Annotated in this window: 17 protein-coding genes; 7 read left to right on the top strand and 10 right to left on the bottom strand. The window is 64.3% G+C overall.

The window, feature by feature from the left end; all coding sequences use genetic code 11:
* Positions 1-169: 169 nt before the first annotated feature.
* Positions 170-937, bottom strand: coding sequence for a hypothetical protein (locus ASD84_RS22520; RefSeq protein ID WP_156392185.1), 768 nt, complete (start codon positions 935-937; stop codon positions 170-172).
* A gap of 201 nt (positions 938-1,138) precedes the next feature.
* Here ASD84_RS22520 and ASD84_RS22515 point away from each other — a divergent pair, with 201 nt between their 5' ends.
* From ASD84_RS22515 to ASD84_RS22500, 4 genes are read left to right on the top strand one after another with little or no spacing between them, the layout of a single operon-like run.
* Positions 1,139-2,740, top strand: coding sequence for a DUF3375 domain-containing protein (locus ASD84_RS22515; RefSeq protein ID WP_082573988.1), 1,602 nt, complete (start codon positions 1,139-1,141; stop codon positions 2,738-2,740).
* Positions 2,740-3,390, top strand: coding sequence for a DUF4194 domain-containing protein (locus ASD84_RS22510; protein ID WP_056715928.1), 651 nt, complete (start codon positions 2,740-2,742; stop codon positions 3,388-3,390). The genes ASD84_RS22515 and ASD84_RS22510 overlap by 1 nt, the downstream gene beginning before the upstream one ends.
* Position 3,391: 1 nt before the next feature.
* Positions 3,392-6,811, top strand: coding sequence for an ATP-binding protein (locus ASD84_RS22505; protein WP_162251586.1), 3,420 nt, complete (start codon positions 3,392-3,394; stop codon positions 6,809-6,811).
* A complete protein-coding gene (locus tag ASD84_RS22500) occupies positions 6,808-8,022 on the top strand; it encodes a Wadjet anti-phage system protein JetD domain-containing protein (protein WP_056715919.1) in 1,215 nt (404 codons plus the stop codon). Before ASD84_RS22505 ends, ASD84_RS22500 begins: the two co-directional genes overlap by 4 nt.
* An 85-nt stretch (positions 8,023-8,107) precedes the next feature.
* On the opposite strand, the gene ASD84_RS22495 is transcribed toward ASD84_RS22500, so the two are convergent.
* Positions 8,108-11,206: a hypothetical protein gene (locus tag ASD84_RS22495; RefSeq protein WP_056715916.1), complete on the bottom strand. Its 3,099-nt coding sequence runs from the start codon at positions 11,204-11,206 to the stop codon at positions 8,108-8,110.
* A gap of 426 nt (positions 11,207-11,632) precedes the next feature.
* Here ASD84_RS22495 and ASD84_RS22490 point away from each other — a divergent pair, with 426 nt between their 5' ends.
* The 3 genes from ASD84_RS22490 to ASD84_RS22480 are packed head-to-tail and all read left to right on the top strand — an operon-like array spanning position 11,633 to position 16,304.
* Positions 11,633-13,327, top strand: a complete 1,695-nt coding sequence (locus ASD84_RS22490) for an SIR2 family protein (protein WP_056715905.1) — start codon at positions 11,633-11,635, stop codon at positions 13,325-13,327.
* The gene (locus tag ASD84_RS22485) at positions 13,327-13,896 is read left to right on the top strand and encodes a hypothetical protein (RefSeq protein ID WP_056715901.1); all 570 of its coding nucleotides are present in this window, start codon (positions 13,327-13,329) and stop codon (positions 13,894-13,896) included. Before ASD84_RS22490 ends, ASD84_RS22485 begins: the two co-directional genes overlap by 1 nt.
* On the top strand, positions 13,893-16,304 hold the full coding sequence (locus ASD84_RS22480) for an AAA family ATPase (protein WP_082573974.1): 2,412 nt from the start codon (positions 13,893-13,895) through the stop codon (positions 16,302-16,304). Before ASD84_RS22485 ends, ASD84_RS22480 begins: the two co-directional genes overlap by 4 nt.
* Positions 16,305-16,563: 259 nt before the next feature.
* On the opposite strand, the gene ASD84_RS22475 is transcribed toward ASD84_RS22480, so the two are convergent.
* Genes ASD84_RS22475 through paaC form a run of 8 tightly spaced genes read right to left on the bottom strand, consistent with a single transcriptional unit; the run spans position 16,564 to position 23,083 of the window.
* On the bottom strand, positions 16,564-17,343 hold the full coding sequence (locus ASD84_RS22475; RefSeq protein ID WP_056715893.1) for an enoyl-CoA hydratase/isomerase family protein: 780 nt from the start codon (positions 17,341-17,343) through the stop codon (positions 16,564-16,566).
* A complete protein-coding gene (paaI, locus tag ASD84_RS22470; RefSeq protein WP_056715891.1) occupies positions 17,340-17,783 on the bottom strand; it encodes a hydroxyphenylacetyl-CoA thioesterase PaaI in 444 nt (147 codons plus the stop codon). The genes ASD84_RS22475 and paaI overlap by 4 nt, the downstream gene beginning before the upstream one ends.
* A complete protein-coding gene (locus tag ASD84_RS22465; protein ID WP_056715887.1) occupies positions 17,777-18,610 on the bottom strand; it encodes a 3-hydroxyacyl-CoA dehydrogenase family protein in 834 nt (277 codons plus the stop codon). Before ASD84_RS22465 ends, paaI begins: the two co-directional genes overlap by 7 nt.
* Entirely contained in the window at positions 18,610-19,350 is a 741-nt protein-coding gene (locus tag ASD84_RS22460) for an enoyl-CoA hydratase/isomerase family protein (protein WP_056715884.1), read from the bottom strand. The genes ASD84_RS22465 and ASD84_RS22460 overlap by 1 nt, the downstream gene beginning before the upstream one ends.
* Entirely contained in the window at positions 19,347-20,513 is a 1,167-nt protein-coding gene (locus tag ASD84_RS22455; protein ID WP_056715873.1) for a thiolase family protein, read from the bottom strand. The genes ASD84_RS22460 and ASD84_RS22455 overlap by 4 nt, the downstream gene beginning before the upstream one ends.
* A gap of 29 nt (positions 20,514-20,542) precedes the next feature.
* A complete protein-coding gene (gene paaE / locus ASD84_RS22450) occupies positions 20,543-21,628 on the bottom strand; it encodes a 1,2-phenylacetyl-CoA epoxidase subunit PaaE (RefSeq protein WP_056715870.1) in 1,086 nt (361 codons plus the stop codon).
* 1 nt (position 21,629) lies between these two features.
* Positions 21,630-22,154: a 1,2-phenylacetyl-CoA epoxidase subunit PaaD gene (gene paaD / locus ASD84_RS22445; protein WP_056715868.1), complete on the bottom strand. Its 525-nt coding sequence runs from the start codon at positions 22,152-22,154 to the stop codon at positions 21,630-21,632.
* Positions 22,148-23,083 carry a 1,2-phenylacetyl-CoA epoxidase subunit PaaC gene (gene paaC / locus ASD84_RS22440; protein WP_056715865.1) on the bottom strand — a complete coding sequence of 312 codons (936 nt, stop codon included), beginning with the start codon at positions 23,081-23,083 and terminating at the stop codon, positions 22,148-22,150. Before paaC ends, paaD begins: the two co-directional genes overlap by 7 nt.

Here is a 23,083-nt window from a genome sequence, read left to right as displayed (position 1 = left end):
TCACTTCCTGGAGCAGTGAGGACTGCACGGCTCTGACCTGCGGGTTTACGGATGAAACGGTACGCGAGGCCTCACCTCGGCCACAAGTCGGTACGCACGGCAGTCCTGAGATAACGCCCGTTGATCCGGGCTCACTACAACTGCGGCTGGACCGCGGGACGCAAGGCTACTAGTGGGTGACGATCAGTCTGCTCAGCTCGCGCAGGTAGTCCGAGGCCATCACCGCAGTCCCGCCGGGCCTTACCCCGAAGTCGGTGTGCAGCTTCATGTTCGGCCAGTTCGGTCCAGGAGCGCCCGTTTGCACTCCACGCATGACCTCGATGGCGCGGTGAAACTTGCGAAGATCCTGTGACAGCTCGATGTACCTGATCGACTCGTCACCGATGACTGCATGCCGATTGGCCAGTCGCAGAGCGATCGGTTCGTGGCTATCGAACTTCCTGATCTTCTTGGACTTGAACGTTCCGAGGATTCTTTCATCGGAGTGTTCGATTGCATTACGGATGAAGGCAAGTCGCTCCTCCTGGGTCGGGGTGAGCCGGGGCGCGGCCCGTCCATACCCACGCTCGCGCAGGGCTCTGATGATGACGGCGGAGCGACTGGCAGCGCTTATGCAGTTCTCCAGGTGGTCGACGGCCACGACGTAGCCCGTCGTACGCAGTTGCTCGTCCGGCGGACTCAGGTAGTTGATGAGCGCCGCCCGCGAGGCTTCGTACTCGCGGAGGGCCTTGTCGACCAGGCGGGTCAGATTGACGAAGAGACTGACATGTTCGCGAGTGAGGCGCTTGGCTGCGGCAGCCGAGTTAGTGCGCAGGACCGGGCCACCGCCCAATGCGCGGTCAAGCAACACGTTTTGGAAGCCTTTGTTCGACAGGTCGTCGACCGTTGGCATCGCCAAGTCTGCTGCACTGAGGCTGATCCGGCCTGCGTTCGGCATGCACCACATAGTGCCTTCGCACGCCCGCCAGACCCAGAGGACTGACTTCTCGCAAGGTCCCCGTCCAGGAGTGCGAAGGGGGTGCGTTTGGTGCCGGGCTCCGCGACGTCGTCAAGTCCAAGTGTGCCGGGTGGGGCTGGTGACTGACAAGGATCCCGACGGTGGGGTGCGAAGCGGTCACCCAGGCGATCTTGCTGAGCAATGAATGCCGCCGGTCTTCACCAGAACCTCCTCCATCTGTCGGACCGGCGTGGCAACCTGAATCATCCGGAACTGGGAGGGCCGAAGGTGACAACGCGAGAGCGACATGACGAGCTTTTGTCGTTGCGCCAATACAGCCCCGCCTGGCGTCTCCTAGGTGCCGATAACGCTCCGCTCATCATCGGATTTCTCGAAAGCGCGTTCCTGTCTGGCAACGTCCGACGACTCCCCGCGCACCAGATTCGCGACCTCCTCGACGACCACCTCGAAGCAGTGCGCGCGATCTCGTTGGAGGGTGCGTACCCGAAGACGGCCGACGCGTATCTGGCCGACTGGTCCGACGCCCGCGCAGGGTGGCTCCGCCGCTACTACCCAGCAGGCACCGATGTCGCCCACTACGAGCCGACCTCTCCTGTGGAGACTGTCGCGGCATTCGTCCGCGGGCTCGGCCCTCGGGAGTTCCTAGGCACGGCGAGCCGCATTCTGACCGTCCGCGACCTTCTCCGCCAGATCGCCGGCGGAGCCGGCGTCGACCCAGACGTCCGCCTGGCAGCGCTAAAACGGCAGCGCGATGAGCTCGACGAACAGATCGCCGCCGTTAGAGCTGGCGAGGACGTCGGCCTCGACGAGACAGCCGTCCGCGAGCGATACCAACAGGCGCTAGCCACCGCCCGAGAGCTCCTGGGAGACCTCCGTCAGGTCGAAGAAAACTTCCGAGCCCTCGACCGCGACGTTCGCCTCCGGGCAACGACTTGGAACGGTCCCCGCGGCGAGTTTCTGGAGAGCGTCTTCGGAACCACGACCGAAATCGGTGACTCCGACCAAGGTCGTTCCTGGGCTGCGTTCTGGGCACACCTGCTCGCACCCAAGGACCAAGCTGAGCTTGACGAACTCTTGACCGTGCTCGCCGACATTCCAGCACTCAGCGGTGACAGCGGGGCCATCGGCACGGTCTTGAAGACTGACCTCTTTGTCGCCGCTGAGGCAGCCCAGCGCACAGTGGCCTCGCTGTCGTCGCAGCTTCGCAGGTTCTTGGACGAGCAGACGTGGGCTGAGGGCCGCCTCATTCACGCGAGCATCCGCAACACCCTCACGCTGGCGCTCGCCGCACGCGACCAACTGCTCAAAGCCCCGGGGGCCGACATCACCTCGTTGAGGGCCGACATCTCCCTTCCGCTCGAGCGTCCTCTATACACACCCCGCGCCGCTGCCGAACTTCATACAGTCGTTGAGCTTCCGAGCGACACGGAGGAGCTCGACGATCTAGAGGATCTGCTCGAGGTAACCTCAGTGGACCTCGACCACCTCCGCAATCGCATTCACGAAGTCGTAGCTCGGCGCGCCGGGAACGCGACCCTGCGCCAGGTCGTCGACACTCACCCGATTGCCGACGGCCTCGCTGAACTCGTCGGCTATCTGCGCATTGCCGAGACTGAACCCGGCACCTACATCGACCCTGGCCACACCGAACAGGTTTCTTGGGACACAGACCCTGGAGCCACGCGCCGCGCAACCGTGCCGCTGGTCGTGTTCGGTGAGGCTGACGACGCCGAGGAAGACGAACCTGTGACCACGGTGAGACCCGGAGGCGGTGACTCATAATGGCGACACCAGAGATCTCAATCGCGCTCGCGCATCTTCTTCGGGGCCCGATTCACGCCGAAGACCAGCCGGCGGCGTGGACCACCATCTCCACGTTCACTAAGCAGTTGCGCGACCACCTCGATGTCCTTGGCCTGCGGCTCGTCATCGACGACACCGAGCGGTACGCGTACCTGCGAGCACATGACGAGCTGCCTGACGGAATGCCTCGCCTCATTCGCCGACACACGCTTACGTTCAGTTCGAGCGTTCTGCTGGTCATGCTGCGGCAACAACTGGCTACCGCTGAAAGCGATGGGCAGATGCCGCGCCTCGTGATCACCGGTACCGACATGGTCGAGATGCTCCGCCTGTACCGGCACGACGACTTGACCCGGGACCAGATCAACGGCGACATCAGCGTCCTCGACAAGCTCGGCTACATCCGCACACTCCGTGGCCAGGACGACACTTGGGAAGTTCGCCGCATCATCAAGGCCATCGTTACCGGTGAGTGGATCAATACCTACGGTCAGGAACTCCTCGCAGCCATCACAGCCATCGAAGGCAAGGACGAATCGAACGACCACGGCGTTGACGGCGACGATGCACGGGATGGTGCGCCAGCAGACGCGGCGCTGCCCGAAGCATCCGCACCAAAGGGCGCCTGACGTGGCCATCATCGAAAGCGGGCAAACGCAGCTCGACACGGAATCCCTCGAGACCAACGATCTAGAGGGGGTGCGCCTGGCCGAGTTTCAGATCCTCAACTGGGGCACCTTCGACGGACAAGTCGCACGACTCCCGATGTACGGCCAAAACGCTCTCCTGACCGGCCAAGTCGGGTCCGGGAAATCCACCATTGTCGACGCCGTCACCACCCTCTTCGCACAAGCCAGTCGAGTCACTTTCAACCGCGCTGCCGGCGCAGAGTCTCGTGAACGAACTGTCACGAGCTATGTCCTCGGCCACCATCGAAACACTTACGACGAAATCACCGGCACACAGAAGCCGGAAGCACTTCGGACCCCGAAGACCGCGTTCAGCGTCATCCTCGCTCGGTTCACAGGCGTACCGACGAGCGCCACCAACACATGCACAGCAGGCGTCATCTATTGGTTCAGCGACGGCGCCAGCGTGCCCAACCGCTTTTACTTCACCAGTCCGGCCGCCATCGACATCGCGGACCACCTCATCGGTCACCGAACCATGCGCGATGTTCGCGCTGCGCTCCGAGATCTCGACGCCAAGGTCGAAGACACCTTCACCAACTACGCGCGCAACCTGTGCCGCGCGCTCGGCACCAGCCGACCCGCCTTCGATCTCCTCGTCCAAACCATCTCCATGAAGCAGGTCGGCAACCTCACCGAGTTCGTGCGCGACCACATGCTTGAAGCAAGCGACGTCGACGAGCTCATCACCAGAATCCTCGCCCATTACGCGGATCTCGTCAGGTCCCACGAACTCGTACAAGATGCACGCAGGCAGCTCGACAAGCTCGCTCCCGTCGTCGAACACGCCAACCGGTTCGACCGAGCCGACGAACGCATCACCCTGCAGAGCGCAGCGCTGCGCGCCGTCCCCCAAGTTGTCGCCGGCCGACGTATCGATCTTCTGACCATGGAAATCGGAGTTCTCGACGAAGAACTACCGAAGCTCGACCACAGCCTCATCCGGCTGGCGAAGGAGCTCCAGAAGCGCGAAGGCGAGTACCTCCAGCTCGAGATCGCCGTCGCGAACGAAGGGGGTGCCGAGCTCAGCGAAGCGGAGCATGGCATCTCCAACGCCAAAGCGCGCCTCACGAGCACCCGGATCGCAGCGGCCGAGATGCAGGAGTTGGCTGCAACGGCCAGTGTTCAAGCGCCAGAGACTGCCGCTGACCACCCCGCCTTCACCAGGCTGCTCACGCAGCATCTGGAGCAGCTAACAGTCGACGAAGTCGCGGCGAACGAGCAGGTCTTCTCAGCGCGAACCAATCGCGACCACGCCCAGCAAGACGTCGAAGCGCTCGAACGCGAGCTCCAACAGACCGGAACCCGTCCGTCGAATGTCCCGGAGGCCGAAGACCGTATCCGCGAACGCGTCGCGCAGGGCGTCGGGATCGACCCGGCCGAGCTGCCGTTCATTGCCGAACTCGTCATGGTCGCCCCTGAGCACGCCGCCTGGGAACTTGCAGCCGAGCGACTCGTCCGGGGCTTCGCACTCTCCATGCTCGTCCCGACGGAGCACTACCCTGCCGTGGCTTCATGGGTCGACGAGAACAACCTCCGCGGCAAGCTCGATTACTACCCAGTCGCCGATGACGTCCGCACCCCTCGGCCCGCAGCCGAGGGCACCATCGCAGCGTGCCTTCGAGTCAGGCCTGACCACTGGATGGCCGCTTGGGTGGCTGGAGAACTTGCCCGGCGTTTCACCCATCTACTGCTCGAGGACCCCACCCAGCTCCGAACTCACTCCAGAGCAGTCACTGTCGCCGGCCAGATCAAGGAACGCGACCGGCACACCAAGGATGACCGCGGCACCGGCCGCCGAAGCTACGTTCTCGGCTGGGACACAGCCGCCCGCCGCGACGCCATCATCGAAGATCTTGCAGTCAAGAAGCCTCAGTTGGGCGAGCTAGACGCAGAGCTGGGGGAGCGGCACAACCGGGCCCGGAGTCTGCGTGAACGTCAATACGCGACCAAACAGCTCACGGCTCGTTTCAGCGACCCCGACACCATCGACGTCGCATCAGCAGTCAGGGCTCTCGTCGAAGCCGAACAGCTCTTGGCCGACCTCAAGGAGATGGCCAAGGACCTCGCCGCGCTCACGGACAGGCGCGACAAGGCACTGGAACTGGTTGACGCGCTCAAGGAACGCGAAGGTCGACTCCGCGACCGTCGCGGTGGCGCCCGTGAACGTCGAAGCCAATACCAGCGGCAACTCGACGCCGCACACGCCGAGATGACGGGCGCGCTCCGCGTCGCGCTCACCGATGAAGTTCAGGTGGCATTGGACGAGGCCCTCGCGCGCGCCGGCCAAGAACCCGCCCAGGTTGTCGACGTCCAAGCGTGGGCAACAAAACTGACTGCCGACATTCAAGGACGCATCGACTCCGCAACAGCGACGCGTGAACGGTCGGGTCGCGACCTTGTCGGCGCAATGAAGGACTTCGCTGGCTTGTGGGAAGCCCTCGTCACCGAGCTCGATCCAACACAGGTCGTGTCTCGGGACGGGTTCCGGGAGCTGAAGGACCGCATCGAGAACGATGATCTGCCGCGCTTCGAGAAGAACTTCCGGGAGCAACTCGAAACGAACGCAATCCACGAACTCGTCGCGTTCGCCAAGTTCCTCGAGCGTGAGGAGAAAAGCATGACTGGTCGCATCGAGACCATCAACCAGGCGCTCAACGACATCGACTACCACCCCGGCACGTACATCCGGCTCGAACCAGATCCGACCCCAGACCCGACCGTCCGTGAGTTCAGGGGCCAACTCCGGAACATCACCCAAGGCGCCCTGCTCGGCGACGATGACACCTACGCCGAGACCCGATTCCTACTGGTCAAGGATCTTCTCGACCGGTTCGCGGGACGGGAAGGTTCGACCACCCAGGACAAGGCCTGGACCGACCGCGTCACCGACGTCCGCAACTGGTTCACATTCGCTGCCGCCGAGCGCCGCCGAGGCGACGGTGACGCCCTCGTTGAGCACTACACCGACTCCGGCGGTAAGTCCGGCGGCCAGAAGGAGAAACTCGCCTACACCGTCTTGGCTGCGGCGCTGTCGTATCAGTATGGCCTCGCCAGTGGAAACCGCGATGCGTTCCGTTTCGTGATGATTGACGAAGCCTTCGGCCGCGGGTCCGACGAATCGACCAGGTTCGGGCTCGAGCTTTTCACGCGCCTCGGGCTCCAACTCATGGTCGTCACCCCGCTGCAGAAGATCGAGGCGATCGAACCTCATGTGAAGGCCGTCGGGTACGTCCGCGCTGGAGACCCCAGGAGCCGACTCCTTTCGCTGACCATCGAAGAGCTCCGCAAGAAGCGTGAACTTTGGCGTCGAGCCTCCCGTGCCGGCGACGCGTTCACGGTGGTCGCGGAGGACGCGTGAGATCCGACTGGGCAACGCCTGCAACGGTTACCGACGCCGTGCGCCGGAAGTGGGATAGCGGCCAGTTGCTCGCAGCGCTCCACGCCGCCCCGCACGACCAGACTCGGCTGTTCCCGCTGCGAGTTCGGCTCCCACGTCCTGATCGCGACGAACTGTCGAACGACTTCAAGGCTGCCACGGCCTGGGCGAGAAGACTTCAGGACGCTGCCATCGCCAACGGATGGACACTCGACACCCGGCGGACGAACGTCCCTGGGCTCGGTATGCAACCGGTCCCCTACGCCGCCATCGTGCCGAGCGGCGAGGTTGCTCTTGCGCTCCTCAGCAGTGCCGAACGCAAGCAGGCCCAAGTATTCGCATCAGCCATCGCCGTGACCGAGTGCCACCCGGTCATCGCAGACGCGGCCCGTGCAGTTGCGCTCCAGCGCCCGCATGACGTCGTTGCGGCCGGCGACGCCTGGGCTCTTCTCCTCTCGGCCGCCCTATGGGTCGCCGACAACCCTCGCCCCGGCGTATACGTCCGCGAGATACCGGTTGCCGGGATGCACACCAAGGTGGTCGAAACCAACCGAGCCCTCTTCGGCCGGCTCCTCGAAACCACGACCAACCCGGCCTCGGTCCCGGTCGGCGCGAAGACCATGGAGGAGAAGTACGGATTCCGGGTGCCACAGCGACGAGTCCGTATCCGCGGCCCGCGACACGTCCTCGGCATGCAGGCCGGCCCGGGAGACGCAGACGTGACCTGGCCGATCCCCGACCTCGGAGCGTTCATTCCGTCGTCCGACGTCACCGAGGTTGTAGTCGTTGAGAACCAGACATCGTTCCTTGTCGTACCGGACGCACCGAATCGTCTGGTCATCTGGGGCGCGGGGTACGGCGCCGACGAGCTCGTCGCGTCCTTACCGTGGCTAGCGCACGTGCGGCTTCACTACTGGGGCGATATCGACACTCATGGGTTCGCCATTCTGGACGCTGTCCGGTGCGCCGTTGAGCACACGGAGTCAGTTCTCATGGATGTCGAGACGCTGACGGCCCACCGTGACTTCTACGTCACGGAAGCCAGACAGTCCACGCGAGAACTGAACAACCTCACACCGAATGAGCGCAGGGTGCTCGACGGTCTGCGGATCGGGGCATGGGGTCCACGCGTTCGCCTTGAACAGGAGTTCATTCGGTTCGACCGGGTTCGGGCCGCGTTCCAACAACCCTGACCCGCCTCAGAAGCGGTCGCTTACGACGAAGACCTGACAGGCGCATCGACCCGTGCATCGCACGCTGGGCGGCTCGAGTCAGCGCCTAAGAGCCAGCGGCGACCCTTACGCTGAAGCGTGGGTCTGCCTGGAGTTTCGCCAGCAAGATCGCGCGCGTATCGCGACGAACCGCATTCGCCCGGCTCGTCGCGCGATCGCCTCGCCTGGCCGCGTCGTCTCTGGTTTGGCACGCCACCAACTCGGCGGCAAAGGCCCGACGAACCCGCGGATCAGGGTCCGACGCGAGCCGGTCACCTACTGCCACCGGCTCCACCGTGCGAGCCCAAAGGATGGCTGCGAGAGACTTGAAGGCCCAGCCTTGACCGCTGAGAAACCCGATGTCGGGTGTCATCGTGTCGCCCAGCCGCTGGATTGCGCGCGCGGCCCAAACCTCAGCGACCCGGTCGTCACCGATCAGCGCCAAACTCGCTGAACGTGCGCCCTCCTTCTCCCTCTCTGTCTGCGCAAGACCTGCCGCGACGTAAGCGGCCTCGGCACGGCTGTCGGTCTTGCCAGTGATCCTGAAGCCCCCAAGCGGATGGGCAAAGCGTGCGTCGGATGCGTCAGTCACATAGAGGGGCGGCGAGATGGCTAGCGCTAGCGCCTGCTCAAACAACTCCTTGCGGTCCACCCTGGTGGGAGGCGATGCAAGGTTTGACGCGGCGAGCAGGTAGGCGGCGCGGTCCGCCGCGTCAACGTGCAGGTTTGAGGCATTGATCAAGAGCCGCCGGAGCGACGCCTGCTGACGCGACGGCGGCAGCGTGCGGGCGAGGACCGAATCAGAAACCGCGCTCGAACCTGCTCCGATCGTCGTAACCCCAGCGATGATTTTTAGCGGTGCCTCCAAGCGCGCCCGAGCCTCCTGCGCCTCCTCGGCTGTCACTTCGTTCGGGCTGTCGGTGAACAGCACCTCCCGTGCCCACGAGTTGCCACCCTCAGCGAGCGCAGCCAGCAGCGGTCGAGCCATTGTCATCCGGCTTGTGACGGCATCGTGAGCGTAGGTCTTTCGGGACGTCGAGGAACGCGCCAAGAGGGTCACCAGATGGGCAAGTGCCCTGTCCTCCAACGCCTGATGCGTAAGCAGGATGCCCGCGACTGCTCGAGCCTCGTCGTCGTCATGGTGGCGGTAGCGGTTCTCTTCAACAGCGGGCTGGGACTCGAAGAATGCTAGAACATTCTCCGCCTGCACCTCGTTCAAGCGCTCTGACAATCCAGCCACCGCAGCGATCGCACCCAAGAACCTCGAACCTGTGGTCACCGTCATATCGACCAGCGTTCCGGCTCGAGCCGCTCCCAGGTCCCGCACCACAGCATCTGCTACAGCGGACACGTCGGCGTCTGGGACTAGGTCGGCTTGGTTCGTAACGAAGCGGTACGCCGCTCCGACAATCCAATACGGCTTTGCATCTAGATACTCAGTTACGTCGAGGTAGAGGTCGCCCACGTTGCCGGCCAGCCTTTTGAGTCCGTCGACGTCGCCAGCGCGCACTAGGTGATGTGCGGCTTGGCGCGGCTCCCCCGATGCTTGGAGAACCTCGGCTAGAACCCGACGGGCCTGTCCCTCGCCGGCCCAGTCGCTAAGAGTCACAGCATCCCGAAGTGCTCGTTGTCCAGCGATGGCCGCTGAGCGGAGTTTGCGGGTGCTCAGCTGACTGAGCGCCTGCTCGAGGGCATCCTCATCTCGGGGAAGGATCGTCGCGTCGGGCCCCTTCGAAAGAAGTGCCGTCTGGATCGGTAGCAACTCCTCTGTCGCGAAGAGTCTCCACCTCGTTCGGAAGGCGCGGCGGCTGAAGGTCCACCTAGCGGCGTCCGTCCAGTGGTTGGCCAGACATGCGGCTCCGGACGCTTCGTCCCACGCCAAGTCGGCGCCCTCGAAGTTCTGCTGACCTGCGAGGTAGCGTGCATGTCTCGCGTTCACGAGTCCGATGAGCTCGTGTCCCAACATGAGTGTCCTGGCGTCCTTCAAAATCTCGCTCCAGCGGCCCGACCCCTCGGCTGCCAGCAGTCGGAGCCGGACCCGCAAGATGTCCGCGTCAGGCTCTCGGTCGATCTTGAGCCCCAGCCGACGTAGCTTCGCCGAGTTCCCGGCGAGCCAAGCAAGGTTCCCGTCAGCCAGTGCAATCTCTCCGGCTAGGGCTGCCAACCGCGCGCGGTCAGCCGTCTCCCCAATCATGAGTTGCTCGAAAGGGGGAACGTAGGCGACCGGATTTTCGTACAGCTCGAGAGCCGTCTCAGCTGCGTTGGCGTGGTCGCCGGCGGCCTTCTCCTCGACCTGACCTGCCAAGGTGCGGATGTCGTTTCCTGCGATGCTGGCGTGGATACTCTGGCCACGGCCAAGAGCGACCCAGAACTGGTCCAGCCGCCGACGCGTCGCGTCAACACCTCGCCCGACCTCGACCAAGAGCGAAGCGCGAAGCGCATCGTGCTGAGCGGCATGGCCCGCGAACCCGGCCTCCTCCAGAGCCAACTGAGCGCTCTCGACCATCGCTAGGGCGTCAACCGGGTTGGCGTCAGCAATGCGTTTGGCTTCTTCGATCTTGGCGCCCGCACCGGTGGTGACTTCCGGCGTACGTGCTATCGCCTCGCGGATCGCTACGACGTCGTGTCTCGGCACAATCGGGTTTCCAACGACGAACGGCCGGCAGAATGCCTCGGCGACGTGGCTACCGAAGTACTCGATGACGATGTGCGGCGCACCCTTGAGCATCACGGAGAGTTCACGCTTGTCCCACATCACGAGTTCAACTGGCCTGAGCTCTGCGCGGAGCTCCTTGAATCTGTCGACCGCGGGCCTGCTTTTCACCTCGCAACTGACACCGATGATGAACTTCGAGACCGGGAACGGTCGCGTCGTCGAGCGGAAAGCGTCGACGGCTGCAGTGATTCTGGCAGCACCGAACTGCCTGACGTCTTTGCTCTGGAGCGCAACACCGGAACCATCACTTTCCTCCGCGACCATGTCGAGCCCGAGCTGCTTCTGGCCCGGCAGGCCGTAGATCTGGGGGTTCCGGAGACCTTCGACGTCGCGGAGCACACGCCACAGCAAGCCTTCAAAGTCCGTCCAGTGAAGAGCGTCGAGGGGAAGGAGGTCCAGGGTTCCACGAACGGCAACCAGCGGCTTGTCGAGCGGAGCGCGCTCGAGCACCGAGTCGATCCCTACTCGTCCCCAACTACCGGTTCTTGCTGTGGCCATCACGTTCCCGATCTTCGCTTGTTTAAGCAACCAGCGTGGCGAGACGATGATGTCGTGTCGGCAGTGAAAGTTCGCTAAGCAGCGAAAGGCGCATCCCCGCTGATCATGTTGCATCGCCGCACCCGAGGCGACGTATGACACTGAACCTAAGCCGATGTCTGGTTCGGTTCGATCAACCGGCCCAGTCGCGGGTTGGTTCCATTGATCCGATGCGAAGGTCGCTCGAACTCGAGTCGGCTACTCACCGAAACGACTGACGAGGTCGCCCCGCCCCGGTAGGTTTACGCTCGCCGAAGACCCCAGCCCTCGTCCGCCGAAAGCACTCCGTTGCAGACTTCTATGTTCAGCGCTTGGTGCGACCGGACGGTAGGTGCGTAAGTGCCTCTTGAGGATGTTGCACAGGTCGTCGGAGCGCTCGGCTCTGACTTTTCCGACTTCAGCGACGCATTCACCAGCGGCCAGTACGCATTCTGGGTCGGGTCGGCAATCTCCCGAGATGTCGTCCCTGACCTCAAGGTTCTAATGGAGCGCGTTCTCGAAGTTCTGCGCGGAACCATTGACCCGTCGAACGCTGCTTGTCCGTTCCGAGAAGCACTCGAAGAGGTGCTGGAAGTTGCCGGCATCACGAAGGCAGTTCGGGCGACGGTCGACTTCAATGAGCCTGTCAACGCCTGGGCAGCTGCTGAGTCCATCGTCCAGAGCGTCATCAACAAGTACTCCGACGTTCTCAACATCTACCCGAGCGGCCAGGCCGAGGACTTCCTAGTCTGGACCGGGTTGGACGTGCCGAACACGTACGGCGACCCAACTCTCGAGCCCGACGCGGAGCATTACAGCATCGCAATCTTGATGCTCGAAGGCATCGCGCCGTCAGTGCAGACAACGAACTGGGACGGTCTGATCGAGGCCGCGCTCCAAGCGCTGACACCTGAGCCGGACAACATTCTCAAGGTGGTGGTCACTGCTGAGGACCTTCGGAAGCCGACCCGTCGTAGCGAGCTAGTCAAGTTTCACGGTTGCTCGGTTCGCGCCCGCGATGACGAGAACACGTACCGGCCGCTTCTTATCGCGCGTACGGTACAGATCTCGGGTTGGACCACCCAGCATGCATTGATGAAGGACCAGCTTCAGCTCATCTACTCCACCATGCCTGCTCTTCTGGTCGGCCTTTCGGCGCAGGACGCAAATATCCACACCGTCTTCCATCAGGCGATCCAAAACCTCAACAGGAGCTGGCCGTCATCGCCCCCTGCTGTGGTGTTCGCCAACCAGCGGTTGGACTACCACCACAAGCACGTCCTTCAGGTCACGTACGGCGGCGACTTGGCCTCAAATGACGCAGCCATCAAGGCGGCCTCCCTTCTCGGTGCCTACGCCAAGCCGGCTCTTGCCGGCCTGGTGCTGTTCTCCCTCGCCGACAAACTGAGGGCGGTCCTTTGGCAAGTGCCCGAACTCGACGTTGGCGAGATCGCTGCACTGGAGTCAGACCTCATGTCGCTTCGCGACACGATCGCGGCCGCAGCTGGATCTGACGAGCGGACCTTCATCGAGGCCGTTATCGGGGCTGTGCGACTCGGTTCATTCATGTTTCGAAAGGGCAAGTTGCCACCCGGCTTTGTGCCTTACGAACCGATCTCTCCCCGCCCCATTGGCGAGGCCATCCAAGAGATCGACTTCCCGAAGGAAGCACTCGGCCGTGTCGCCCTTGCGCTCGCGCTGCTCTCCCGGGCATGCACAAAGGAAGGGTGGAAACTCAGTCCTGGTACGTGCACGGACCCGGGCTCGGGGGTTCTCACCGTCATCACCAGTACGGGCACGTCGAAGGTGTTTCTCGTGCACGACGCTCGCGAGGAAGCAACCTTCAGGGCGGCCGGGTACGCCGATGCAGATCCGGGGTCTACTGTCCTTATCCTCGCGAACTCCGAGCCGCCTCGCTCGACCAGATCACCACGCCCTCGGTTTGGAAGAACGGGCCGTACCGAGATGCGACGGATGAGCATGGAGGATCTGGCCAAGACCACATCGACTGCAGACGAACTTTTCGAGGCGTTCACCCTCCAAGGAGCCTTCTGATGGAATCTGCGACACAGCTTGTGCTCGATGAGCTCAAGGCCGTCGGGTTCGCGGTACTTGCCATGCCTTTGCAGGTGGCTGGAGCAGAGCTCGAGTTCGAGGCCGCCGCGATAGGAACTGGCGTTTCGCACGATTTGGTCGTGGTGGCAACTGCAGCGACTGCGCATCGCCGGCTAGTTCGTCTCACCGAGGGACTCAGCCGTGCGCTGGACCACGCCAAGTCCACTCGCCCCGTGACGGTCATCTATATCGGTGACCCACCAGTCCTTGCGACCCAGGACCAACTTGAACGGAACGCTCGCCTACTTCTGGTCGGAATCGATAGCCTAGATGCCGTCGAAATCAGGAGGGCCATATCGGTCTTAATGCCACTCACCCTTCCGGCCGAACAAGCGGACGGCAAGGAACCGATAGCCGAGGTACTCAAGGCGCTCGGATCAACAACCACAGTCGAGCACCTAAACCTCGTGCGGGCGGCACAGGACGGAACCGATGCAGTGCGAGACGCTCTTCAGGCATACATCGACGACGTGTTCGACGGCGATGAGGATGAGCTGAGCACGCAGTGAACAACCTTCCTTTGCAAAGCATCTCCATTTCTGACTTCCGCCGCCTTTCAGGGCATCGAACTTTGGAACTGGACGCACCCATCGTGCTCCTCCACGGTGCGAACGGCACCGGTAAGACCAGCATTCTGGCGGCTCTTGAGATGGGCTTGACGGGCCAGATTCGAAGCATGCGGCGCCACGATCCTCGATACACCGCCTACCTCCCTCACATCGGTCAGGATTTCGCCACGATTCGCGTGGACCTGGACGAGAAGTACGCGGCGAATAAGGATGCCGGCCCGCTCACGGTCGGCGGAAGCCGTGTCGAGGGTGCCGCGGCCCTCAGCGAAACCGCATCAGCGTTCTTCTCGGAACGCTGCTACCTCGATCAGGTCTCATTGGGCCAACTGCTTGAGCTTTACCAGTACAGCGAGGGCAAAGAAGAGTCGGCCCTCGCAAGGTTCGTCAATGAACTTCTCGGCCTCGAACAGCTGGACGCTCTCCGGTCAGGACTTGACCACGCGGGTCATTGGGGCCGCCTCAAAAACCTCTCGGACCTTCTCGAGGCCGCAACCAAAGCGGCAGACCGCTCCGCGGATGTCCTCGCCACTCAAACAACGGCGCTTCAGCAGACACAAACCGAACTCACTCAGGCGAAACTAGACCTGCGCGCCGCCTTGAGTGAGCTCGGCGTGGAGGCTCCGACCAACGACGACCAAGAGCTCCTCGAGATAGCCGCCGCCGCGTTGCGGACCCAGCACCTTGAAACCGACAAGTCATCGGCTTCAAGCGTCTTCCAAGAGTTGCTGGCCCTGGGCGGACGCATCGCGGCTGTGTCAGACCGAAAGAGCACTGTGCGCCTCGACGCTGCTCGTGGCGGGCTTGAAGTAGCTGAGGTCGCATATCAGGCATGGCAGCGCGACAACGAGCCTGCGATTCGCGCCGTTCATCTGGAGGCTGCAGCTCTCGAACTCCGCACCGAAGACGGCCTGTTGGACTCCGCAGAGTTTGAACTCCAAGCCGCACAACGAACTCTTGTCCGGCAATCCAAACTCGTTGAGGAACTGCTGCAAGCACAGCGCCAGCACTCCGCGAGCAAGGCCCAGCTTGAGGAACTGTCCGTCGTCCTCGCGTCCGAACACGAACAGGCGGGTCGACTGGTCGAGGGGCTCGCGGCCATTCGCGCCTCCATGCCGGACGACGCTGACAAGTGCCCTGTCTGCGAGCGCGACTACGGTCAGGTTTCTACGTTGCATCTGAGCACCCGCATCGACCAGAGACTTGCAGAGCTCACCACCCAAGGCGAGCGCTTGATGAGCCTGCGAGCTGATCGTGACGCCAGCGTGACAGCGGAGGCTCATGCCAGCACTCGGCTGAGGCAACTCACGGCTGAGGTTCTAAGCGACGAGCAACGCCAGCAGCTCGCCGAGCGTCGCAAAAGCCTCACGTTGTTTCGCCAGCGCCTGGTCGATATTCAACCGCTCGTACAAGAGGGTCGCGACCTGCGGCGCGTATACGAGGAGGCTCGCGACTTGGCTCAGCAGCTTGAGGAAGCTGCAAAGGAAGTGACCTACATCAGCGACGAACTCGACCGGCTGGCTCGTATCCTCGGCGTCACCAACGATCCAGCTGAGTCCATCCACAGGCGCTCGCAGATGCTTTCCTCCGTTGCGGCCAGCCGCTTGGCCGAGATTGAGACTCGTGAGCGCAGGGTGAATGCGGTTGGGTCAGCCCAGGCAACGCTAATCGAATGTCGTAGTCGGCTCGCGCAGTCCACACAGACGGTGGCCGACGCGGCCCAGAAGAGGAAGCATTGGGACGACCGCGTCGCAGAGGCGCGCCGACGTCAGTCCGTCGCGAAGGCAGTGCACACGGCGGCTGCGACGGCACGAAGCGAGGTCGTCCGGCACGTTTTCACCGACTCACTGAACCAAGTTTGGCGCAGCGTGTTCGCGCGTCTTGCGCCGCGCGAGCAGTACATTCCCACCTTCGGTGACCCAAACACGACCAGAACCGCGCTCGAGTTGAAGCTTCAGACAATCCACATCTCGGGGGAAGTCGGCGGGTCCCCTCAGATGATGTTGAGCGCTGGCAACTTAAACACGGCAGCGCTTTCGTTGTTCCTCGCTCTGCATCTCGCGGTTGAACCGACTCTTCCGTGCCTAGTGTTCGACGACCCGGTCCAAGCGATGGACGAGGTTCACGTTTCTCAGTTCGCAGGTCTGATCCGGATGCTGTCCAAGCACCACAATCGGCAGGTCGTCATCGCTGTCCACGAGCGTGAGTTGTTCGAGTACCTGTCTCTCGAACTCTCGCCTGCCTACGAGGGCGACGAGCTCATCACCATCGAGCTAGGCGGCCGCGGCGAAAACCAAGAAGAGCGGGTCACACGTCACCCCTGGCGTCCCGACCTCGCTATCGCGACCTAAACGACGACACTGCAGCGGACCCGCCTCCCAGACCCGACCACCGGCCCCCTTTGGCACACTCTCCGCCAGCGGCATTCTGGGCGGAATGCCCCGAGGCGGATGCAAGCAAGCATTCGCAGCGACAATCGCGTGCGAAGACCCCACGATGTCTGACCTTCCACTTGGCCCCAAGCGGTTGGCAACGCGTGGGTCCTAACGAGTGCCGGCATTCATCCTGAGCGGATTTGCGACATTCAGGGCGGCCTGCGGATCAGGCGCGCTATAAGCCGACGAACACCGGCTTCTCCCGATTCAAGAACGCCGTGACGGCGCCCGTGTGGTCCGTGGTTTCGCCACACCTCCTCTGTGCAAGCGCCTCGGCCTCCAGCGCCGCCTCAAGGCCAAGGCCGCCGCCTTCGAGGATCAGCTTCTTGCTCTCTGCAAACGCAACCGTCGGGCCCTGGGCCAACTGGCGGGCGAGGGCGATCGAGCGGTCGAGGACCCGGTCGGCTTCGACCGTCTCCCCAGCGATACCCCACGCAATCCCCTGCTCGGCCGTGAACATCTCCCCGAACAGGATCAGTTGCTTTGCTCGGGCGTCCCCGACGGCGCGGGGCAGGGTGAACGAAAGGCCGGAATCGAAGGTCAGTCCGATACCCGTGAACGCGGTGCCGAGCTTGATGCCGGTTGCGAAGACCCGGTAGTCGCAGGCGAGGGCGAAACCGAGACCAGCACCCACGCAGGCACCGTTGACCGAGGCGATGACCGGCTTCGGCATCGTCAGCAGGTCGCGGACGATTGGCGAATAGTGCTCGCGGACGGTTGCGAAGGCAGCCTCAGCCCCGTCGGCGAGACCGGCACTGTGCTCGCCGAGGTCTTGGCCGACACAGAACGCCTTGCCTCCGTTGGCGAGTACGACGGCGCGCACGCTGTCGTCCTTCGCCACGTCGGCGAGGGCGTCCCGAAGTGCCTCCTTGGACTCCCGCGCGAGCGCGGACACGGTCAGGGTGATGGTCGCGACCCCAGCCGTGCGGTCGACGAGAACGGTCTGCTCGGTCATCGTTCCTCCTCCAGAATGGGTCGTCCCAGCGAACGGCTGCGCCCGCGGAACTCTGCGATCACGGTGTCGTCTCGACGCACCGTGACGTCGTAGATCCCCGATCGGCCGCGCAAGGCCACCTCCCGGGCTTCTGCAACCAGGACGTCGCCGAAGCGGGCCGGCTCCAGGAAGCTGATGTCGAAGCCGGACGCCACCGTGACGGTGCCCCTGCTGTTGCAGGCAAAGGCAAACGTGCTGTCGGCGAAAGTGGAGATGAAGCCGCCGTGACATGCGCCGTGGCCGTTGACCATCTCGCGACAGACGACCATCGTCATGCGCGCCCGGCCCGGACCGACGTCTTCGAGAACGATGCCGAGCGCCTTGCTGGCGTGGTCCCCTGCCCACATCTTCTCCGCGCAGTCCCACGCAAGGCTCGTTGCGTCGGGTGCCGTGGTCACCATGAGTAGAAACCCTGACCGGTCTTGCGGCCCAGCTCGCCGGCCGCGACCTTGTCCCGCAGCACCTGGGGCGGTGCGAAGCGCGGCCCCAGCTCCCGCTCGAGGTGCTCCGCGATGTTGAGGCGAACATCAAGACCGACGATGTCGGTGGTCTTCAGAGGCCCGACGGGATGGCGATAACCCAGCGTCATCGCGGTGTCGATGTCCGCTGCGCTCGCGATACCCTCGTCGAGCATGCGCATCGCTTCAAGCGCGATCGCTACGCCCAGACGGCTGCTGGCGAACCCCGGAGAATCTTGGACGGTGATGGCGGTCTTGCCCAGACCGGCCACCCATCCCTGGGCCTCGGCCACGAGGGCAGCATCTGTGCGCTTGCCGACGACGATCTCGACGAGATCGCTCACCGGCACGGGGTTGAAGAAGTGGAGTCCGATGAGTCGCGAGGGGTCTTCGAGCACACCGGCGAGGTCATCGATCGACAGTGAGCTGGTGTTGCTACCGATGACGGCATCGGGCGCAGCAACAGCAATGCGCTTCAGCACGTCGTGCTTCAGGTCGACGAGTTCGGGGACGGCTTCGATGATGACGGGACACGCGGCGAGTGCGTCTGCGTCGGTGACGACCTCAAAGGAGCCCGTGACTTCAGCACCCTTGGCAACCGCCTTCGCGAGGCTCTCCTCGATGCGTTGACGAGCGGCTTCGGCGGAGTCGGCGCTGCTCTCCACGACGATGACCTTGGCGCCGACGACAGCGAAGGCGTGGGCGATTCCGCCGCCCATGCGGCCTCCGCCGTACACGCCGACGAGGGGAGGAACAGTCGTTTCGGTCATCACGTCACCTTGCGCTTGTCGAGGAAGGAGGTCATCCGGTCGTACTTGTCCGGCGTTTCGAAGAGCACCGCCTGGGCGATGTCATCGATAACAGGGTGGGCCTCGCGAGGCGCGTGGAACACGGTCTTGGTCAGTCGTACGGCGAGCGGACCCTGGGCCGCAATCCGGTTGGCCAACTGGTGACCTGCCGTCTCGAGGTCGTCGGCCGGAACGACCTCGTTGAGCAGGCGCACCGCCAGCGCTTCCTCGGCGGTGAGTACCCGGCCCGCGAGCAGAATCTCCTTGGCGAGGGGCTCTCCTACCAACTCCTTCAGTCGCCAGGACGCTCCGGCAGCGGCGAGGATTCCCAGCCCGGTCTCGGGGTTCCCGATCTTGGCGGCGGGCGTACCGATGCGGAAGTCACAGGCGTAAGCGAGCTCGGCGCCACCGCCCAGGCAGTACCCGTCGATTAGCGCGATCACGGGCATCGGCAGTTTCCGGATGCGGTCGAAGATCCCGGAGTTGATCCCGGCGAGCGCGTCCTTGGAGCGCCGTTCGCGCAGTTGGGCGATGTCCGCACCAGCGGCGAAGGTTCCGCCGGAACCGATCAGCATGGCGATCTTGGGCGTCTCCTCGAGCTGCGCACACACCGTGTGCAAGGCGTCGACGGTTGCCCGGTCGATGGCGTTGCGGACCTCCGGCCGGTTGAGCCGGATGACGAGACGGTCGCCGTACTCCCCCAGCAACAGCGGCGTGGTCATGGGCGCTCCAGGAGAAGTGCGGAACCCTGGCCGACCCCCACGCACATCGCGGCGAGACCGCGCCGACCTCCGGTGCGCTCGAGCCGGTTCAGCAGGGTGATAGCGATCCGCGTGCCCGAACATCCGAGGGGGTGTCCGAGCGCGATGGCGCCACCGTCAGCGTTGACGATCTCCTCGTCGAAGCCGAGGTCGAGCGTGCAGGCGAGCGCCTGGGACGCAAAGGCCTCGTTGAGCTCAACAGCATCCAGGATTCCGGAGGCCCAGCCGGCACGCTGGAGCGCCTTGCGGGTCGCCGGCACGGGACCGATGCCCATGATCTCTGGTGCCACACCGGCGTTGGCTCCAGCCACGACGCGGGCTCGGGGCTGGAGACCCTTGGCGGCGGCGTAGCGGTCACTGACGAGGATGACTGCGGCTGCGCCGTCATTGAGGGAGCTGGAGTTGCCTGCCGTGATCAGTCCACCGGGGCCGTGGATCGGGTGCAGGTTGGCGAGCCGCTCGGCGGTGGTGTCCGCTCGCGGACCTTCGTCCTGCGTCACCTCGCCCACCGCGACGATCTCGGCGTCGAAGTGCCCGTTCTTCTGCGCCTCGAGCGCGCGGTGGTGGGACCGCAGCGCGAAGGCATCGAGCTCTTCGCGGGTCAGACCCCACTGCTCAGCAACTCGCTCGGCTGTCTGCGGCATCGAGAGCGTGATCTCGGGACCGAAAGCCGGGTTGGTGAAACGCCACCCGATGGAGGTGTCCCAGCTCTGACCGGGCTTCGCCCAAGACCGGGAGGGCTTCTCGGTGACCCACGGGGAGCGGGTCATCGACTCAACCCCACCCGCGATGACGACATCTGCGTCACCCGACGCGATCATCTGCCGCGCGGTCGTGATGGCCGTGAGCCCCGATGCGCACAGGCGATTGACCGTGAAGCCCGGGATCGTCTCCGGCAGGCCAGCGAGCAACGTGGCCATGCGAGCGACGTTGCGGTTGTCCTCGCCGGCTTGGTTCGCGGCGCCGAAGACGACCTCGTCGATGTCCTCGGGGTCGATCCCTGTGCGCTCGACGACGGTGCGTACGACGAGCGCGGCCAGGTCGTCGGGACGCGTGCCGGACAGCGCGCCGCCGTACCGACCGATCGGGGTGCGGATGCCGTCGAGGATGTAGGCGTCAGGCATGGGTTCTCCTAGGGGAATCTGACGTGGGGTCAGGCGTCGAAGTCGACGGTGACCTCGTCGCTCACCGCGAACGTCTGGCAGGTGAGGATGAAGTTCTGTGTGACCTCGTTGGGCTCGAGCGCGTAGTTGCGCACCATGTCGACCTCGCCGTCGCAGACCTTGGCGCGACACGTTCCGCACACGCCGCCCTTGCAGGCGAACGGCAGGTCGCTCCGGGTCACCTGCGCGCCGTCGAGGATCGACTTGTCGCGCGGCATGGGCGTGGTCGTCGATCGACCGTCGAGCACGACGGTCACGCTGCTGGTCTCGCCCTCGACGATGCGGTCCTTGTGACGAAGCTCGGGCGGGGGCTCGTCAACGTAGAAGAGCTCGAAGTGCACCTTGTCGGCAGGCACACCGAGCTCTGCCAGCACTTCCCGAGCCTCGGTCAGCATGCCGAACGGTCCGCAGAGCCAGACATGGTCCATGTCGGCGGCCGGCACCAGGAGCGTGAGCAATGCGGTGAGCCGCTCGCGGTCCAGGCGTCCCGAGAACAGCTCGACGTCGCGAGGTTCGCGCGACAGCACGTGGATCAGGTCCATCTGGTGGTGGTGCGCGTTCTTGAGGTCCGCCAGCTCCTCGGAAAACATCACCGAGCCGCTGGTGCGGTTGCCGTAGAGCAGGGCCACGCTGGCGTCCGGATGGCTGAGCACCGTCGCCGCGATCGAGAGCATGGGCGTGATCCCCGAACCGGCGGCGATGCACAGGTGGCGACCTCCCTCGGCGGGATCGGCGCGGAAGCTGCCGGTCGGCGGTTGCACCTCGATCGTGTCTCCGGCGCGGACCTCACGCACCAACCACGTGGAGAACAACCCGTCGGGGATCTCGCGCACCCCGATCCGTGGCGCGGTGCCCGCGGGCGAGCAGATGGAGTAGGAACGTCGGTGCTCGACCCCGTCGACGGTGCGGCGCAGGGTCAGGGACTGACCGGCGGCGAAGTCGTAGAGGTCGGCAAGTTCGTCCGGGACCGCGAGGCTGATCGCCGCGGAATCCTCAGTGAGGTGCTCGACACCGGTGACGGTGAGGGTGTGGAAAGCGGTCCGAGCGCCGGCGCTCTCGGTCAGGGTCGCGGTCACGTCAGATCTCCTTCACGTGGTCGAAAGGCTCGAGGCACCGCTGGCACTGGTACATCGCCTTGCAGGCAGTGGAGCCGAACTCTGAGGTGAGCTCGACTTCGGACGAGGCGCAGCGCGGGCAGCGCAGGGATCGTCGGGTGGGCGTCAACTGCAGCACCACCGGTCCGTCCCTATAAGGAGCCGGACCCGGTGCAGAGATGCCGGCGGCGGTGAGCGCCGCGCGACCCGTGGGGGTGATCCAGTCAGTCGTCCATGCCGGGTCGAGCTGCACCCGAACTCGTACGTCGTCGAATCCGGCCGCTTGGAGACTGCGCACCAGGTCATCGCGCATTGTTGCCATGGCTGGGCATCCCGAGTACGTCGGCGTGATTGCTGCGACGACGCCACCGGCGCCTTCGAGCCCAACGTCGCGCAGCACGCCGAGGTCAAGGAGCGTGAGCATGGGAAGCTCCGGGTCGACGACCCGAGACGCGGCGGCCCAGGCTCGTGCCAGGACCTCCTCACGGTGCAGTACGGCGATCACCATTGCCCCTGCGGGTGCGCTCGGGCGGTGACCTGCATCTCCGTCAGCACTCGGCTGAGGTGCTCGGTGTGTCCGCCGTCGCGGCCCTTGCGGCCCTGGACACCGGCGAGACCGCCACGCTGGGGGCGGTCGACGCCGCTGGCGGCAAGGACCTGCTCGATGACGACCTCGACCTCGGCCGCGACCTCGGCCGGGTCAACCCCGACACCCGCCTTGGCCACGACATGTTCGACATCGTGCGTCTCGAAGAGTTCAGGCCACAGCGGCCAGATCTCGCCCAGTCCGTGGACAAGCCTGCGACGGGACTCCTCGGTGCCCCGGGCCAGGGTGACGAACCAGCGACCCGCGAAGTCGCGGTGATAGGTCAACTCCTTCGCGCCCTTGGCAGCAACGGCTGCGAGCACGGCGTCCCGACTGTGCGAGAGCCGTTCGAAAACTGCAAGACGCCAGGTCGAGAAGAGAAGGACTCTGGCGATGGTCTCCGCGAAGTCGCCGTTGGGCAGCTCGGTGAGGCGGACGTTGCGGAACTGGGCGTCGTTGCGGAAGAAAGCCAGTCGGTCCTCGTCGGGAACGGGCGATCCCTCCGGCAGAGCCGGTACGAGGTCCGGATCTGCGGCGGCCGCCCGAGCGAGCAGGAGCCGCGCCTGGCCGAGGAGGTCCAGCGCGATGTTAGCCAGGGCAATGTCCTCCTCGAGGTCGGGTGCGTTGCTGCACCACTCGGCGAGACGCTGCGAGAGGACGAGCGCGTCGTCCCCGAGCATCAGGCAGTACGCCGCCAACGCCTTGGCGTCGACGCCGTCCGGCACCGTCGTGTCGACGCCCGCGAGCGGGTCCTCGAAGTCGGTACCGAACGCCCAGTGGGCGTCGTTGACGAGGAGTCCGGAGTACGCGCTCTCGTGGTCATCCGGTTCGTGAGTCTGCACATCTGACAT

It is taken from the genome of Nocardioides sp. Root682, assembly GCF_001427795.1.
GTDB lineage: Bacteria > Actinomycetota > Actinomycetes > Propionibacteriales > Nocardioidaceae > Nocardioides.
Note: the sequence above shows the minus strand (reverse complement) of the source record. Positions and strands in the feature narration are given on the sequence as shown.

Coding starts and splice junctions, on each gene's coding strand:
- ASD84_RS22520 (WP_156392185.1), bottom strand. CDS start 937: ATGCCGAACGCAGGCCGGATCAGCCTCAGTGCAGCAGACTTGGCGATG.
- ASD84_RS22515 (WP_082573988.1), top strand. CDS start 1,139: ATGAATGCCGCCGGTCTTCACCAGAACCTCCTCCATCTGTCGGACCGG.
- ASD84_RS22510 (WP_056715928.1), top strand. CDS start 2,740: ATGGCGACACCAGAGATCTCAATCGCGCTCGCGCATCTTCTTCGGGGC.
- ASD84_RS22485 (WP_056715901.1), top strand. CDS start 13,327: ATGGAATCTGCGACACAGCTTGTGCTCGATGAGCTCAAGGCCGTCGGG.
- ASD84_RS22475 (WP_056715893.1), bottom strand. CDS start 17,343: ATGACCGAGCAGACCGTTCTCGTCGACCGCACGGCTGGGGTCGCGACC.
- paaI (WP_056715891.1), bottom strand. CDS start 17,783: ATGGTGACCACGGCACCCGACGCAACGAGCCTTGCGTGGGACTGCGCG.
- ASD84_RS22465 (WP_056715887.1), bottom strand. CDS start 18,610: ATGACCGAAACGACTGTTCCTCCCCTCGTCGGCGTGTACGGCGGAGGC.
- ASD84_RS22460 (WP_056715884.1), bottom strand. CDS start 19,350: ATGACCACGCCGCTGTTGCTGGGGGAGTACGGCGACCGTCTCGTCATC.
- ASD84_RS22455 (WP_056715873.1), bottom strand. CDS start 20,513: ATGCCTGACGCCTACATCCTCGACGGCATCCGCACCCCGATCGGTCGG.
- paaD (WP_056715868.1), bottom strand. CDS start 22,154: ATGGTGATCGCCGTACTGCACCGTGAGGAGGTCCTGGCACGAGCCTGG.
- paaC (WP_056715865.1), bottom strand. CDS start 23,083: ATGTCAGATGTGCAGACTCACGAACCGGATGACCACGAGAGCGCGTAC.